Source organism: Curtobacterium sp. NPDC092190, assembly GCF_044755625.1.
GTDB lineage: Bacteria > Actinomycetota > Actinomycetes > Actinomycetales > Microbacteriaceae > Curtobacterium.
Map to the genome: position 1 here is coordinate 693,106 of NZ_JBIVRJ010000002.1, position 13,930 is coordinate 707,035.

Sequence of the window (13,930 nt, forward strand, 5' to 3'; positions counted from 1 at the left end):
GGAACTGCGTGGCACGAGGTGCTTTCGGTTGTGCGGTGCGGGGCCGGCGGGCGCCGCGCGGCGCGCGGCCGCGGCGCCCGGCCTGCGGCGCGCTACGCGAGCTCGAGCAGCACGTGGCCGGACGAGATCGTCCGGCCGACGGGGGCGTTCAAGCCGGTCACGACCCCGTCGCGCGGAGCCTGGACGGGCTGCTCCATCTTCATGGCCTCGAGGACGACGAGCAGGTCGCCCTTCACGACGGTGTCACCCTCGGCGACCGCGAGCTTCACGACGGTTGCCTGCATCGGGGACGTCACCGAGCCCGAGGACACGAGCCCGCCCTTCACGCCGGACGACCGGCGCTTCGGGGGAGCGGAGGGACCGGCCGGACGCCGACCGGCGGCGCCGGCAGCGCCACCGCCGACGATCGAGGGCATGGTGACCTCGATGCGCTTGCCCTGGACCTCGACGACGACGCTCTCACGGGCGGCCGGTGCGGGGAGCTCCTCGGGGGAACCGCTCCAGGCCGGGATGTCGTTCTGGAAGTCCGTCTCGATCCACTGCGTGTACACGCTGAACGGCGTCTCGTCGTCCGTCGCGAACGCCGGGTCCGACACGACCGCACGGTGGAAGGGCAGCACGGTCGGCAGTCCGGTGACCTCGAACTCGGCCAGGGCGCGGCGCGACCGCTCGAGCGCCTCTTCGCGGGTGGCGCCGGTGACGATGAGCTTCGCGAGCATGGAGTCGAACGAGCCGGAGACGACGTCGCCGGAGACCACACCGGAGTCGACGCGGACGCCGGGGCCCGACGGTGCGGTGAACGCGTGCACGGGACCGGGGGCCGGGAAGAAGTTCCGTCCCGGGTCCTCGCCGTTGATGCGGAACTCGAACGAGTGACCGCGGGGTGCCGGGTCCGCGTAGTCCAGCGTGCCGCCCTCGGCGATGCGGAACTGCTCGCGGACGAGGTCGATGCCCGTGACCTCCTCGGAGACGCAGTGCTCGACCTGCAGGCGCGTGTTCACCTCGAGGAAGGACACGGTGCCGTCGGCGCCGATGAGGAACTCGCAGGTGCCGGCACCGACGTAGCCGACCTCGCGGAGGATCGCCTTCGACGACTCGTACAGGCGCGTCTGCTGCTCGGGCGTCAGGTACGGCGCCGGGGCCTCCTCGACGAGCTTCTGGTGCCGACGCTGCAGCGAGCAGTCGCGGGTGGAGACGATGACGACGTTGCCGTGCTCGTCGGCCAGGCACTGGGTCTCGACGTGGCGCGGCTTGTCGAGGTACTTCTCGACGAAGCACTCACCGCGACCGAACGCGGCGATGGCCTCGCGCGTCGCCGATTCGAACTGCGAGGCGACCTCGTCGCGCGTGCGTGCGACCTTCAGGCCACGGCCGCCGCCGCCGAAGGCCGCCTTGATGGCGACCGGCAGACCGACCTCGTCCGCGAACGCGATGACCTCGGCAGCGTCCGCGACGGGCTCGATGGTGCCCGGCGCGAGCGGCGCGCCGACCTTCTCGGCCACGTGGCGCGCGGAGACCTTGTCCCCGAGCTGCTCGATCGACTCCGGCGACGGGCCGATCCAGGTGAGCCCGGCGTCGATGACGGCACGGGCGAAGTCGGCGTTCTCGGCGAGGAACCCGTACCCGGGGTGCACGGCGTCGGCGCCGGACCGGCGGGCCACCGAGATGATCTTGTCGATCACGAGGTAGGTGTCCGCGCTCGTGGTGCCGTTCAGCGCGTAGGCCTCGTCGGCGAGGCGGGCGTGGAGGGCGTCGCGGTCCTGGTCGGCGTACACCGCGACCGAGGCCTTGCCAGCGTCGCGGGCCGCGCGGATGATGCGGACGGCGATCTCGCCGCGGTTCGCGATGAGGACCTTGCTGATACGGGGCATGGTACGTCAGCGTATTCGTGCAGCGGCGGCCGGTTTTGACCGGCACGTACAAAGAAACGGCGTCCAGCAGTGTGGATGTCTACAGCGCCCACAGATCGTGCCAGGCGACGCCGAAGCCATGGAGCAGCATCGACCGCAGGACCGGCAGCGACAGCCCGACCACGGCCGACGGTGCTCCGTCGATGCGCGTGATGTACGCCGCGGCCCGTCCGTCGATCGTGAAGGCCCCCGCGACCTCGAGTGGCTCACCCGTCGCCACGTACGCGTCGATCTCCTCGATCGACACGTCCTCGGCGAAGGTCAGCACGGCGCTGTCCACGGCGACGACGTGGTCGCCGGCGGCGACCAGCGTGGACCCGCCCGGCGCGACGTCACCGAGGTGACCGGCGATGCCCAGCGGCCCGCCGTCTGCCGCATCCACCCGTCGGACAGGAGGCACGGTGCCGGTCCGCCCCGCGCCTCCAGGCCGGTCCCCGGTCGCGTCCGGGGCCGTGTCGAGACCGCGGTCGAGGCGCCGGTCCACGACGCAGTGGCCGCTCCACAGGGTGCCGCCGCCCGCGGCGAGCATCTGCCGCCACCGCTCCTTCGCGACCTCCGGGTCGTGGGGCTTGCCGTGCAGGACGCCGTCCACCTCGAAGGCGGAGTCGCCGCCGAACACGAAGCCGTCCACGGCGGACCCGGCGACGCGGGCGTCCGCGACGGCGTCCGCCTTGGCGACCGCGAGGAGCCCGACGAGCTCCGGACCGGTGAGCTCTCGGCCGAGCGCGGCCCGCGCGGCGGCGACGGCGGCGTCCTCGTCCACGCCCGGCGCGACGAGTACCGGCTCGATGCCAGTCTGCGCCAGGAGCGCACGGCGGGCGGGGGAGGTACTCGCGAGGTACAGACGCATGGGAACATCGAACCATGGGTGAATCCGTCGGAACGCTGCTCGAACTCGACGTCACCGGGATCGCCCACGGCGGCATCTCGGTGGCACGGCACGAGGGGCGTGTGGTCTTCGTCTCGGACGCGGTGCCGGGCGAGCGCGTCGTCGCGCGCGTGACCGAGGACCGCAAGAAGTCGTTCTGGCGTGCCGACACCGTGTCCGTCCTGACGCCGAGCGAGCACCGGGTCGACCACGTCTGGCCCGAGGCCGCCCTCGACCGCGACCCCGCCGTGCGCGCCGGCGGTGCGGAGTTCGGGCACATCGCCCTGCCGCACCAGCGCACCCTCAAGCGAGACGTCCTGGTCGACGCCTTCGCGCGGTTCGCCCGCACGGACCTCACCGAGGTGCTCGGACACGACGTCACCGTCGAGGCCGCCCCCGGTGACGAGGAGTCGAACGGCCTCGGCTGGCGCACGCGCGTCCGGCTGCACGTCGACGAGGACGGTACAGCGGGCCCGTTCGCCTCGCGCTCCCACACGGTGGTGCCGGTGGCCTCGCTCCCGCTCGCCTCCGCGCGTGTGCAGGAGAGTGCGCCGCTCGGGCGCGGTGCGATGCCGGGCGCGTCGGTCGTCGACGTCCTCGCGCCGAGCGGCGCCGAGGGGGCCAGGCTCGTCATCGACGAGCAGAAGCCCACCGTCGTGACCGAGGTCGTGGGGGAGCGTTCGTTCACCGTCGACGACAACGGCTTCTGGCAGGTCCACCGCCAGGCGCCGGCCGTGCTCACCGCGGCCGTGCAGGACCTGGTCGACCGTGACCGGCTCGACCCGGAGGGGCAGCACCTCGACCTCTACGGCGGCGTCGGACTGCTCGCGGCGGCACTCGGCGACGTCGTCGGCCCGAAGGCCCGCATCACGAGCGTCGAGAGCGCGGCCCGGGCCACCGAGCACGCGCAGGAGAACCTGGCGGAGTGGATCGGCGCGCGAGCCGAGACCGGCCGCGTGGACCGTTGGCTCGCCCGGACGGCCGCCGACGCGTCCCGACCGGAGCTGCAGCGCTTCCGTGCCGGCACCGTCGTGCTCGACCCGCCGCGGTCCGGCGCGGGCCGCGAGGTCGTCGTGCAGGTCGCCGCGCTCCAGCCCGCGCAGGTCGTCTACGTCGCCTGCGACCCGGTCGCCCTGGCGCGCGACGTCGCGACCTTCGCCGACCTCGGGTACCGGCTCGAGGCGCTGCGTGCGTTCGACCTGTTCCCGCACACCCACCACCTCGAGGCGGTCGCGCGGCTGGTCCCGATCGCCTGACCCCGGGTCCGCAGTGTGACGCGGTGTCCCACAACTCGGAGCCTGGGTCCGACCTGGGTATCCTTGGTCGGTGATCGCTCCCGGCGACAGGGGCCGGGCGCGCATCGGAACGAGAGGTCACCGTGGCAGCAGACACGAACACCAGCAGCGGGACGACCGGACTGGCCACCAGGCCCGTCCGCGTCGCGATCGTCGACGACCACGAGTCCGTGCGGCTCGGCATCCAGGCGGCGTGCCAGAACGAGGGGTTCGAGGTGGTGCTCACCGCCGCGAGCGTGCCCGAGTACGTCGCCCAGCTCGGCGGGCGTGAGGTCGACGTCGTCGTGCTCGACCTGTCGCTCGGCGACGGCTCGACCGTGACCGCGAACGTCAAGGGTGTGCAGGGCACCGGCTCCGCGGTGCTCGTCCACTCGATCGCCGACCGCGTCGCGAGCGTGCGCGAGGCACTGGCCGCAGGGGCGGCCGGCGTCATCCCCAAGTCGTCCGCGACCAAGACCGTGATGGCGGCCGTGGCGACCGTCGCCCGCGGCGACGTGCTCAACAACCTCGAGTGGGCGAGCGCCATCGACGCCGACCGCGACTTCGCCAAGGCGCAGCTCGGACGCCGCGAGCGCGAGATCCTGCACCTCTACGCCTCCGGGCTGCCGCTCAAGCTCGCGGCGCAGCAGCTCGGCATCGGGTACTCGACGGCGCGCGAGTACCTCGACCGCATCCGTGTGAAGTACGTCGAGGTGGGGCGTCCGGCGCCGACGAAGGTCGACCTGCTGCGCCGCGCGGTCGAGGACGGCATCCTGCCCGGGCTCGACTCGGGCATCGACCCCGACGCCGACGGCCGCTGACCTCGATGGCCACCACGGCCGGACCGGCACGGTCGGCAGGTGTGCCGGCCGGGGCGCCCGACGGGTCGGGCTCCGCGACGGACGACGTCGCGCCGACCGAGGCGGCACCGTTCGGCGTCGACCCTCTGCGCGGTGTGCGACCCGCGCTGACGCAGGCATCGGTCGAACGACTCTTCGCGATCCTCATCGCGGTCGCCGCGGTCGGGTACGGCGCGGTCTACGCGCCCGCCGTCGTGCGGCAGCTGCCGTGGCTCGATCCCGTGTGGGGCCCGGTCGCCGCGGCGGTCCTCGGCGCGTCGTTCGTCGCGGTCGGGGTGTCCGCGTTCGCGCAGCGGTTCGCGCAGGTCGCCCAGATCGTGTGCGCGCTGCTGTTCCTCGTCGTGCTCGTCACGTGGCCGCTCACCGTCCGCGAGCCGATCCCGGACAGTCAGTACCCCTGGCCGTGGTGGTTCCTCACCGTGGGGTCGACGGCGGCGGCGATGGGCTTCGCTCCGTGGCGTGCGACCGTCTACACCGCGCTCGTGCCCGCCGTCTACGTCGTCGTGCGCCTCACGCCGCTCGGTGGCGACGCCGGGGCCAGCGCGGTGCTCCAGGGCGTGTACTCGGCGCTCCTCAGCGGAGCGGTCCTCGTCATCGCCGTGCTCCTCCGTCGGGCCGCCGCTGCGGTGGACGCCGCACAGGCCACCGCGGTGCGGCGCTACTCGCTCGCGATCCGCGAGCACGCGACCGAGGTCGAGCGGGTGCAGGTCGACGCGATCGTCCACGACAGCGTCCTGACCACGCTGCTCTCGGCCGCACGCGCGGACACGCCCGAGGCGGAGGCCCTCGCCGCCCGCATGGCGCGCAACGCCATCGACCACCTCGGCGCCGCTGCGGCCGACCTGCCGGGGGCGGCCCCGCCCGTGACGGTGCACGACCTCCGCGTCCGCATCACCGACGCCGTCGGAGCGCTCGCCGCTCCCGTCCGGCTGCGGGACGCCCCGGTCGGCGGGCTGCGCATCCCGGCGACGATCGCGGACGCGCTCGCATCCGCGGCGTTGCAGGCGTGCGTCAACAGCGTGCAGCACGCCGGCGGGGCAGGGGTCGAGCGGTGGGTCCGTGTCGAGCAGCGTGGTGGCGCCGTGCACGTCGAGGTCGGTGACGACGGCGCCGGGTTCGACCTCGCTGCCGTCCCTGCCGCGCGGCTCGGCGTCCGCCGCTCGATCATCGAACGGGTGCAGGCCGTGGGCGGCACGGCGGTGGTCGCGAGCAACCCCGGGGCGGGTACGCGGGTCCGCCTCGAGTGGCACCCGGAGGTGTCCGCATGAGGGTGTCGCTGCCGGCGAGGATCGCCATCGGGCTCGCCGCGCTGTTCTCCGTCTTCCACCTCGTGCTGGGCGTGGCGTCGTTCCCGTTCGTCCGTGACGTCGGTCCGGTGCTCACGTGCATGGCGCTCTACGCCGCCGCGAGCGCCGTCGCGATCTTCCTGCCCGGTCGGACCCTCCCGGTCTGGGCGGCGTGCTTCTCACTCGCCACCGCGCTGGTCATGCCGGTCATCGCCGCCCCCGTCGTCGACCCGACGGTGAAGGACGACTCGATCACCTGGTGGGTCGCCGCGGTCGGCACGCTCATGGTCGTGCTCGTCGTGCGGGGCCGCCGCGCCTTCGCGTGGGTCGGCGTCGGCTTCGTCACGGTCTTCGGTGTGGTCTGGGCAGGACCGGGTGCCTTCGGCGCGCTCGGACTGGTCGGCAACCTGACGTGGGTCGCCGTCGCCACCGGCTTCACCGTCGCGATGGACCGGGCGACCCGCACCACGCGCGACTTCATCCGTGCCGAGCAGGAGACCGCGGACTGGCAGGCCGCGCAGGACGCCCACGTGTTCGAACGGCAGTTCCGCCTGAGCCAGACCACCCGGATGGCGCTGCCGATGCTGCAGCAGGTGATCGACCGGGGCGGGGACCTGACCGACGCCGAGCGGGCCGAGTGCCTGCACCTCGAGCAGGCGATCCGCGACGAGATCCGCGGTCGGTCGCTGCTGTCCGACGACGTCCGTGACGAGGTCATGCGCCTGCGGCGACGGGGAGCCACGGTGCAGCTGCACGACGACGGTGGCCTCGACGACCTGGAGATCGACGAGCTCCGCCGGGTGCACGCCGAGATCGCCGGTGCGCTGCGCCGAGCCCGGGAGGCGGACAACGTCATCGTCCGGACGGTGGCCGAGGGGTCGGAGGCGGCGGTCACCATCGTCGGGCTGCGACTGGACACCGCGGCGAGCGAGTCCGCGGCGCTCGGCGTCGGATCGGACGACGACGGCGACGAGGACGAGTCGGTGGTGCTCTGGACCGAGATCCCGCGCCGCGCGACGGTCTGAGGAGGCACCGGCGGCCGCCGTGCAGCGAGACGCGCGCGCAAGGCCACCCGGGAACGGGGAACGGGGAACGGGCCGGTCCCGAGGGGCCGGCCCGTTCACGACCCGAGCCTGAGCGACAACCCGAATGTCGCCCTGGCTCGCAGCTGGTCGGAGGCGTCGTACCCTAGTCGGCCACCGACCAACGATGTTCTTCTGGGAAGGACACCGAACACAGACAACTATGCCCGCTGCCCGAAGCCGTGTCAGTCGTCATTATGGGGGACAAACCACGCCTTCCCGGTGGTTCCGCGGTCGCCGTGTCCCCCGGCCGAGGGGAGACCGACCGGGAAGTGCACCCCGCAACCCGAGGTGGACGACCGGGTCGCGCGGTGCGAGAGGGGTACATCGTGCCGCCGGTACCCCCGGATGCGCAAGGCCCCCGCCGGGGAACGGCGGGGGTCCGTGGAGGGACGTGCGGCGTGCCGCTCGCAGACCGTCGGTCAGCGCAACGAGCGGCCCCAGGCGCCGGAGCCGTGCTCGAGCGGCCGGCGGAGGCCACGGGCGGACGCGTCCCACCCGGTCCGTGGCGACTCGGTGACCTCGGCGCGACCGGTGGCGGCGACCTCGTCGGCCTGCCGCTGGAGCACGGCGACGACGGCCGCCAGTTCCTCCGGCGATGGGTCGCCCGCGACGACCCGGACGTCGGCCCCGACCGTGGTGTCCGGCCCGACCGTGGTGTCTGCGCCGACCGGGCTGTCCGCTGCGGCCGGCATCGTGGCGTCCGCCGGGAGGTGTGCTGCGTGTCGTCCCATCAGAGCGGGATGTTCCCGTGCTTCTTCGGCGGCAGCGACGCGCGCTTCCCGCGCAGTGCCCGCAGCGCCTTGATCACCGAGACCCGGGTCGCGTGCGGCTGGATGATGCCGTCGAGCTCGCCGCGCTCGGCCGCCAGGTACGGCGACGCCACGTTGTAGGTGTACTCGTTCGCGAGCCTGGTGCGCACCGCGGCGACGTCCTCGCCCGCCTCCTCCGCGCGCTTGATCTCGGCCCGGTACAGGATGTTGACCGCGCCCTGGCCGCCCATGACCGCGATCTCGGCGGTCGGCCACGCCAGGTTGATGTCCGCACCGAGCTGCTTCGAGCCCATCACGATGTAGGCGCCGCCGTAGGCCTTCCGCGTGATGACGGTGACGAGCGGCACGGTCGCCTCGGCGTACGCGTACAGCAGCTTCGCGCCGCGGCGGATCACGCCGGTCCACTCCTGGTCGGTGCCGGGCAGGTAGCCGGGGACGTCGACGAGGGTCAGGATCGGGATGCCGAACGCGTCGCAGAACCGCACGAAGCGGGCCGCCTTCTCGCCGGCGTCGATGTTCAGCGTCCCGGCCATCGCCTGCGGCTGGTTCGCGATGATGCCGACGGTGCGACCCTCGACGCGGCCGAAGCCGACCATGATGTTCGGGGCGAAGAGCGGCTGGACCTCGAGGAACTCACCGTCGTCGACGATGTGCTCGACGATCGTGGTGACGTCGTACGGCTGGTTCGTCGAGTCGGGGATGACGACGTCGAGCTCGTGGTCGGCGTCGGTCGTCTCGAGCTCCGGGGCGACGTCGTAGGCCGGCGGGTCGGACAGGTTGTTGTCCGGCAGGAAGCCGACGAGGGAACGCGCGTAGTCGAGCGCGTCGGTCTCGTCCTCGGCCAGGTAGTGCGCGACGCCCGAGACGGCGTTGTGCGTCTGTGCGCCGCCGAGCTCCTCGAAGCCGACGTCCTCGCCGGTGACGGTCTTGATGACGTCCGGACCGGTGACGAACATGTGGCTCGTCTTGTCCACCATGATGACGAAGTCGGTGAGCGCGGGGGAGTACACCGCACCACCGGCTGCCGGACCCATGACGATGGAGATCTGCGGGATGACCCCGGAGGCCTGGGTGTTCAGGCGGAAGATCTCGCCGTACTTGCCCAGGGCGACCACGCCCTCCTGGATCCGGGCACCGCCCGAGTCGAGGATGCCGATGATCGGCACCCCCGTCTTCAGTGCGTGCTGCATCACCTTGACGATCTTCTCGCCGGCGACCTCGCCGAGGGAGCCACCGAAGACGGTGAAGTCCTGCGCGTAGACCGCGACGTTGCGGCCGTGGATCGTGCCGACGCCGGTCACGACGGCGTCGCCGTAGGGGCGCTTCGCGTCCATGCCGAACGACGTCGTGCGGTGGCGGACGAACTCGTCGAACTCGACGAACGAGTTCTCGTCGAGGAGCTGCTCGATGCGCTCGCGGGCGGTGCCCTTGCCCTTCGCGTGCTGCTTCGCGATGGCGGCCTCGCCCGCGGCGGTCACGGCCTCGTGGTAGCGCTCGCGCAGGTCCGCGAGGCGACCGGCCGTGGTCGAGAGGTCGGGGGTGTCTCCTGTGGTCACCCGCTCACCCTACCGGCGGGCACGGCGGGGCCGGTTGGAGGACCCCCACGGTTCCTGCCCGTAGATTTGCGTGCATGTCCACACCCGTCCCGCCGGTCCTGCCGCGCGCCCGTGCCGTCGTCGAGGCCGCCGGTGGGGTGTTCGACGCCGTCGGGCGTACCGGCTCCACGAACGCCGACCTGCTGGACGTCGCGCCCGGTCGGGCGCACGGCAGCGCCGTGGTCACGCTCGACCAGACGGCGGGGCGCGGGCGGCTCGACCGGTCATGGAGCGCGCCGACCGGGCAGACGCTCGCGGTGAGCCTGCTCGTCCGCGCCGACCTGGCCGACCGCGACCGCGGGTGGCTGCCCCTGGTCGCCGGCGCCGCGATGCGCGACGCGGTGTCCGCCGTGCTGGGCGACGCCGACACGGTGACCAGGGCCTCCCGTCCGGCCGCCGACGCCGACGCCGCGACGCCCGTGCCGGAGCCGCGTGTCCTGGTGAAGTGGCCGAACGACGTGCTGGTCGACGGACGCAAGGTGTGCGGCATCCTCTGCCAGGTCGCTGCCGACGGCAGCGTCGTCGTCGGCGCCGGCGTGAACCTGACGATCCCGGAGGACGCCCTGCCGACGCCGACCGCGACGTCGTTGGCGGTCGCCGGCGCGACCGGTGACGCCGACGGCCTGGCGGACGCGGTGCTGTCCACCTGGACGACGGCCGTCCTGGAGGCGGTGCGTGCGCTGGTGGACGGAGGTGCGGCCGCCGGGGTCGTCCGGTCACGCGTCCGCGCAGCGTGCGGCACGATCGGTCGCCGGGTCCGTCTGGAACTGCCCGACGGCACTGTCGACGAGGTCGACGCCACGGGCATCGACGACGACGGTCGCATCACGATCCGGGATCGGGACGGCCGAACCAGGGGCGTCGCGGTGGGGGACCTCACCCACCTGCGCTATGCATGACGGCATGACCGCCGAGCCGCCGCCCGAACGCGTGGTCGCGCGGCTGCGGCCGCACGCGCGCCGACTCGTCCGTCCGGCCGTCTTCGTCGTGGTCGTCGCACTGGCAGGGGGCTTCGGCTTCGGCGTGTTCCGCGCACAGCTCGCGTGGCTGAACGCGGTCGTCGCCGGACTGACGGTCCTGCTCGTCGTGCTCGGCGGCCTCGTCCCGCTGCTCCGGTGGATGTCCGAGCGGTACGTGGTGACGACCCGGCGGCTCGTGGTGGTCCGTGGTCTCGGCACCCGGACCCGTCGCGAGCTCCTGCACTCCCGCGGGTACGACGTCACGGTGCGGCGCCGCGGCCTGCAGGGGGTGTGGCGGTCCGGTGACGTGCTCGTCTTCCCCGGCGAGGACACGCCCGTGGTGCTCGCCGACGTCCCGCACGCCGACCTCGTGGTGGCCGTGCTGCACGACCTGGTCGAGGCGCACGAAGCCCGCCGACGGCACCGCGAGCCGGACTGGGACGAGATCGTCGGGGGACCCTCGCGACCGACCTGGGGTGACGCCGGCCGGTGAGGTGCCGAACGTCCGGGTTGGGAGTCTTCCTCGTTAGCCGGTAGCGTCGAGCCGTGCGTATCTCCGTCATCGGCTGCGGGTACCTCGGTGCCGTGCACGCCGCCTCAATGGCCAAGCTCGGACACGAGGTCGTCGCGGTCGACGTCGACCCCGCGAAGATCGAACGGCTCGCCGCCGGTGAGGCTCCCTTCTTCGAGCCCGGGCTGCCCGAGATCCTGACCGAGGCCCTGGCGTCCGGTCGCATCCGCTTCACCACCGACATGGCCGAGGTCGCCGGGTCCACCGTGCACTTCCTCGCGGTCGGGACCCCGCAGGGACCCACCGGTGCCGCGGACATGCGGTACGTCGACGCCGCCGTCGCCTCGCTCACGCCGCACCTGTCGGCCGGTGAGTTCGTCGTGGGCAAGTCGACCGTCCCGGTCGGCACCGCCGCGCGCCTGGCCACCGAGGTCGAGGCAGCGGTCCCCGGCGCGACCCTGGTGTGGAACCCGGAGTTCCTCCGCGAGGGCTTCGCCGTGCAGGACACCATCTCGCCCGACCGGTTCGTCTACGGCGTCCCGGAGGGCGAGGCCGGCGAGCGTGCCGTCGCGGCGCTCGACGAGGTCTACGCGCAGGCGCTCGCCGCGGGGACGCCCCGCCTCGTGGTGAACCTGCCCACGGCGGAGCTCGTGAAGATCAGCGCGAACGCGTTCCTCGCGACGAAGATCTCGTTCATCAACTCGATGGCCGAGATCGCCGAGGTCGCCGGCGCCGACGTCACGGCGCTCGCCGACGCGATCGGGCACGACGACCGGATCGGTCGGAAGTTCCTCAACGCCGGTCTCGGCTTCGGTGGCGGCTGCCTGCCGAAGGACATCCGCGCGTTCCAGGCCCGCGCCGACGAGCTGGGCGTGGGAGAGTCCCTCGCCTTCCTGGCCGACGTGGACGCCACCAACCTCCGTCGACGCGCGCACGTGGTCGACCTCGCCACGGAGCTGCTCGGTGGGACGATCACCGGGAAGCGCGTCGCCGTGCTGGGCCTGGCCTTCAAACCGAACTCGGACGACGTCCGCGACTCCCCGGCGCTCGACATCGCGGCACGCCTGCTCGGGCTCGGTGCGTCGGTGGCGGCGTACGACCCGGAGGCGATCGAGACCGCTCGTCGGCTGCACCCGGAGCTCGAGTACGTCGGGTCGCCGACCGAGGCGGTCACCGGCGCGGACATCGTGCTCGTGCTGACCGAGTGGTCGGTGTTCCGTGAGCTCGACGCGGCCGAGGTCGCCTCGCTCGTCGCGTCGCCGGTCGTGGTCGACGGGCGCAACTGCCTCGACCGCGAGGCCTGGACCGCAGCGGGCTTCACCTACCGGGGCATGGGGCGCTAGCGCTCCGACCCCGCTGACGACGGACGGCCGTTCCCCTCGCCGGGAGCGGCCGTCAGCCGTCTCCGGACGGCCGTTCCCCTCACCGGGAGCGGCCGTCGGTCGTCTCCGGACGGGGAGGACCCGGCCGGCGGCGTTCAGTCCCGGTGCGGGGTGCGGCGCTCGACGGCCGCGCGGAGGACGTCCCGGTAGCGGGAGCCGATGCGATCGGTCGCGAACTCGGCCGCAGCGGCCGTCGCTCCGGCCTGGTGGCGCTCCCGGGCATCGGCGTCCGTGAGCGCTCGCTCGAGGGCGGCGCGCAGCGCGTCGACGTCGCCGGGCTCCACGAGCAGACCCGAGACGTCGTCGCGGACGACGTCCCGGATGCCGGGGAGGTCGCTGGCCACGATCGCCGCGCCGACCGCCGCCGCCTCGAGGAGCGTCACCGGGAGTCCCTCCTGGTCGCCGTTCGCGGCCGGTACGGACGGCAGGGCCACGACGGTGGCGGACGCCAGGGTGGCGAGCACCTCGCTCTTGCCGCGCTGCCCGACGAAGGTGACCGGCAGCCCCGCGGCCTGTCGTTCGAGGCGCTCGCGCCACGGGCCGTCGCCGACGACGGTCAACGACCAGTCGACGCCCTCGAGACCGCGGAGTGCCTCGACGAGGTTCCCGAAGCCCTTCTTCTCCACCAGCCGGCCGACGGCCACCACGTGCCCGGGCCGCCGGACGGTGGTCTCCCTGGCCGCGACCGCGGGCGCGAGGTCGACGCCCATCGGGACGACGCTCGACCGCGCCGGGTCGACACCCCACTCCGTCAGGCGGGCCCGCATCTCGTCGTTGACGGTGGTCACGTGCGCCGAACGCCCGAACACCCAGCGCTTCAGCCGGACCAGCGGCGCGGCGCGGAGCGCGTAGACGTCGCCGCCGTGCGTCGTGACGACGAGGGGCACCCCGGGCGCGGCCAGTGCCGCGACGAGCCCCTGCGGGATCGCCCAGTGCGCGTGGATCACGTCGGGACGTGCGGCACGGACGGCTCGACGCACCGCGAGGAACTGCGCCGCGAGGAGTGCCGGCACCTGGAGCAGACGCTTCCGGTCGGCCTTGAGGTTGTCCAGGATCGCGCCGTCCGCCAGGTCCTCGAACCGCCGCGGGAAGTAGGCGAACCGACGCACCCGGACGCCGTCGATCGTCTCCGAGCGGGCGGCCCCGGCGACCCGCGGTGTCAGCACCGCGGTGTCGAACTCGACCGCTTCCTGCCGTGCCAGGTCCAGCACGAAGGCGGGGACGCCGTCGTCGGGGTGGGCGGGGAAGGTGGATGCGAGCACGAGCAGGCGGGGACGACCGGTGCTGGGGTGGACGGGTGCGGGCAAGGGGGCGCCTTCCGGGTGGACGGTCGTTCGGCGGACGGGTCCCGTTCGATCGGGGACACCGCGCGGGTTGGTACGCTGCTCGGGGCCCGCGGTGCGACCGCTGCGCAGGCCGGCAGGACCGGA

At 73.3% G+C, this 13,930-nt stretch carries 12 protein-coding genes; 7 read left to right on the plus strand and 5 right to left on the minus strand.

Features of this window, described 5'->3' with window-relative positions; all coding sequences use genetic code 11:
• Positions 1-92: 92 nt before the first annotated feature.
• On the minus strand, positions 93-1,871 hold the full coding sequence (locus tag ACIQFY_RS07490) for an acetyl/propionyl/methylcrotonyl-CoA carboxylase subunit alpha (protein WP_400339103.1): 1,779 nt from the start codon (positions 1,869-1,871) through the stop codon (positions 93-95).
• A 79-nt stretch (positions 1,872-1,950) separates the two neighbouring features.
• Positions 1,951-2,760 carry a Maf family protein gene (locus tag ACIQFY_RS07495; protein ID WP_326495504.1) on the minus strand — a complete coding sequence of 270 codons (810 nt, stop codon included), beginning with the start codon at positions 2,758-2,760 and terminating at the stop codon, positions 1,951-1,953.
• Between the two features lie 14 nt (positions 2,761-2,774).
• Here ACIQFY_RS07495 and ACIQFY_RS07500 point away from each other — a divergent pair, with 14 nt between their 5' ends.
• The 4 genes from ACIQFY_RS07500 to ACIQFY_RS07515 all read left to right on the plus strand — a co-directional run bounded on the left by ACIQFY_RS07500 (position 2,775) and on the right by ACIQFY_RS07515 (position 7,223).
• The gene (locus tag ACIQFY_RS07500) at positions 2,775-4,034 is read left to right on the plus strand and encodes a class I SAM-dependent RNA methyltransferase (protein ID WP_400339106.1); all 1,260 of its coding nucleotides are present in this window, start codon (positions 2,775-2,777) and stop codon (positions 4,032-4,034) included.
• A 122-nt stretch (positions 4,035-4,156) separates the two neighbouring features.
• On the plus strand, positions 4,157-4,873 hold the full coding sequence (locus tag ACIQFY_RS07505) for a response regulator transcription factor (RefSeq protein WP_251155536.1): 717 nt from the start codon (positions 4,157-4,159) through the stop codon (positions 4,871-4,873).
• A 5-nt stretch (positions 4,874-4,878) separates the two neighbouring features.
• Positions 4,879-6,180 carry an ATP-binding protein gene (locus ACIQFY_RS07510; RefSeq protein ID WP_326495506.1) on the plus strand — a complete coding sequence of 434 codons (1,302 nt, stop codon included), beginning with the start codon at positions 4,879-4,881 and terminating at the stop codon, positions 6,178-6,180.
• Positions 6,177-7,223 carry a hypothetical protein gene (locus ACIQFY_RS07515; protein ID WP_400339110.1) on the plus strand — a complete coding sequence of 349 codons (1,047 nt, stop codon included), beginning with the start codon at positions 6,177-6,179 and terminating at the stop codon, positions 7,221-7,223. Before ACIQFY_RS07510 ends, ACIQFY_RS07515 begins: the two co-directional genes overlap by 4 nt.
• Before the next feature lie 479 nt (positions 7,224-7,702).
• Here the strand turns inward: ACIQFY_RS07515 and ACIQFY_RS07520 are convergent, their stop codons facing one another.
• Complete coding sequence (locus ACIQFY_RS07520; protein WP_400339112.1) at positions 7,703-8,014, minus strand: acyl-CoA carboxylase subunit epsilon; 312 nt, start codon at positions 8,012-8,014, stop codon at positions 7,703-7,705.
• Positions 8,014-9,609, minus strand: a complete 1,596-nt coding sequence (locus ACIQFY_RS07525) for an acyl-CoA carboxylase subunit beta (protein ID WP_326495509.1) — start codon at positions 9,607-9,609, stop codon at positions 8,014-8,016. The genes ACIQFY_RS07520 and ACIQFY_RS07525 overlap by 1 nt, the downstream gene beginning before the upstream one ends.
• 74 nt (positions 9,610-9,683) lie before the next feature.
• Here ACIQFY_RS07525 and ACIQFY_RS07530 point away from each other — a divergent pair, with 74 nt between their 5' ends.
• Genes ACIQFY_RS07530 through ACIQFY_RS07540 form a run of 3 tightly spaced genes read left to right on the plus strand, consistent with a single transcriptional unit; the run spans position 9,684 to position 12,461 of the window.
• Entirely contained in the window at positions 9,684-10,547 is an 864-nt protein-coding gene (locus ACIQFY_RS07530; protein ID WP_400339115.1) for a biotin--[acetyl-CoA-carboxylase] ligase, read from the plus strand.
• Between the two features lie 4 nt (positions 10,548-10,551).
• On the plus strand, positions 10,552-11,100 hold the full coding sequence (locus ACIQFY_RS07535; RefSeq protein ID WP_400339118.1) for a PH domain-containing protein: 549 nt from the start codon (positions 10,552-10,554) through the stop codon (positions 11,098-11,100).
• A 53-nt stretch (positions 11,101-11,153) separates the two neighbouring features.
• Positions 11,154-12,461 (plus strand): UDP-glucose dehydrogenase family protein, encoded by a 1,308-nt coding sequence (locus ACIQFY_RS07540; RefSeq protein WP_400339121.1) that lies wholly within the window; start codon positions 11,154-11,156, stop codon positions 12,459-12,461.
• Positions 12,462-12,595: 134 nt separating this feature from the next.
• On the opposite strand, the gene ACIQFY_RS07545 is transcribed toward ACIQFY_RS07540, so the two are convergent.
• Complete coding sequence (locus tag ACIQFY_RS07545; RefSeq protein ID WP_400339124.1) at positions 12,596-13,807, minus strand: glycosyltransferase; 1,212 nt, start codon at positions 13,805-13,807, stop codon at positions 12,596-12,598.
• Positions 13,808-13,930: the final 123 nt, after the last annotated feature.

What these genes read in the sequence shown, in the direction of transcription:
- ACIQFY_RS07520 (WP_400339112.1), bottom strand. Translation starts at nt 8,014, where the DNA reads ATGGGACGACACGCAGCACACCTCCCGGCGGACGCCACGATGCCGGCC.
- ACIQFY_RS07510 (WP_326495506.1), top strand. Translation starts at nt 4,879, where the DNA reads ATGGCCACCACGGCCGGACCGGCACGGTCGGCAGGTGTGCCGGCCGGG.
- ACIQFY_RS07495 (WP_326495504.1), bottom strand. Translation starts at nt 2,760, where the DNA reads ATGCGTCTGTACCTCGCGAGTACCTCCCCCGCCCGCCGTGCGCTCCTG.
- ACIQFY_RS07500 (WP_400339106.1), top strand. Translation starts at nt 2,775, where the DNA reads ATGGGTGAATCCGTCGGAACGCTGCTCGAACTCGACGTCACCGGGATC.
- ACIQFY_RS07490 (WP_400339103.1), bottom strand. Translation starts at nt 1,871, where the DNA reads ATGCCCCGTATCAGCAAGGTCCTCATCGCGAACCGCGGCGAGATCGCC.
- ACIQFY_RS07515 (WP_400339110.1), top strand. Translation starts at nt 6,177, where the DNA reads ATGAGGGTGTCGCTGCCGGCGAGGATCGCCATCGGGCTCGCCGCGCTG.
- ACIQFY_RS07535 (WP_400339118.1), top strand. Translation starts at nt 10,552, where the DNA reads ATGACCGCCGAGCCGCCGCCCGAACGCGTGGTCGCGCGGCTGCGGCCG.
- ACIQFY_RS07530 (WP_400339115.1), top strand. Translation starts at nt 9,684, where the DNA reads ATGTCCACACCCGTCCCGCCGGTCCTGCCGCGCGCCCGTGCCGTCGTC.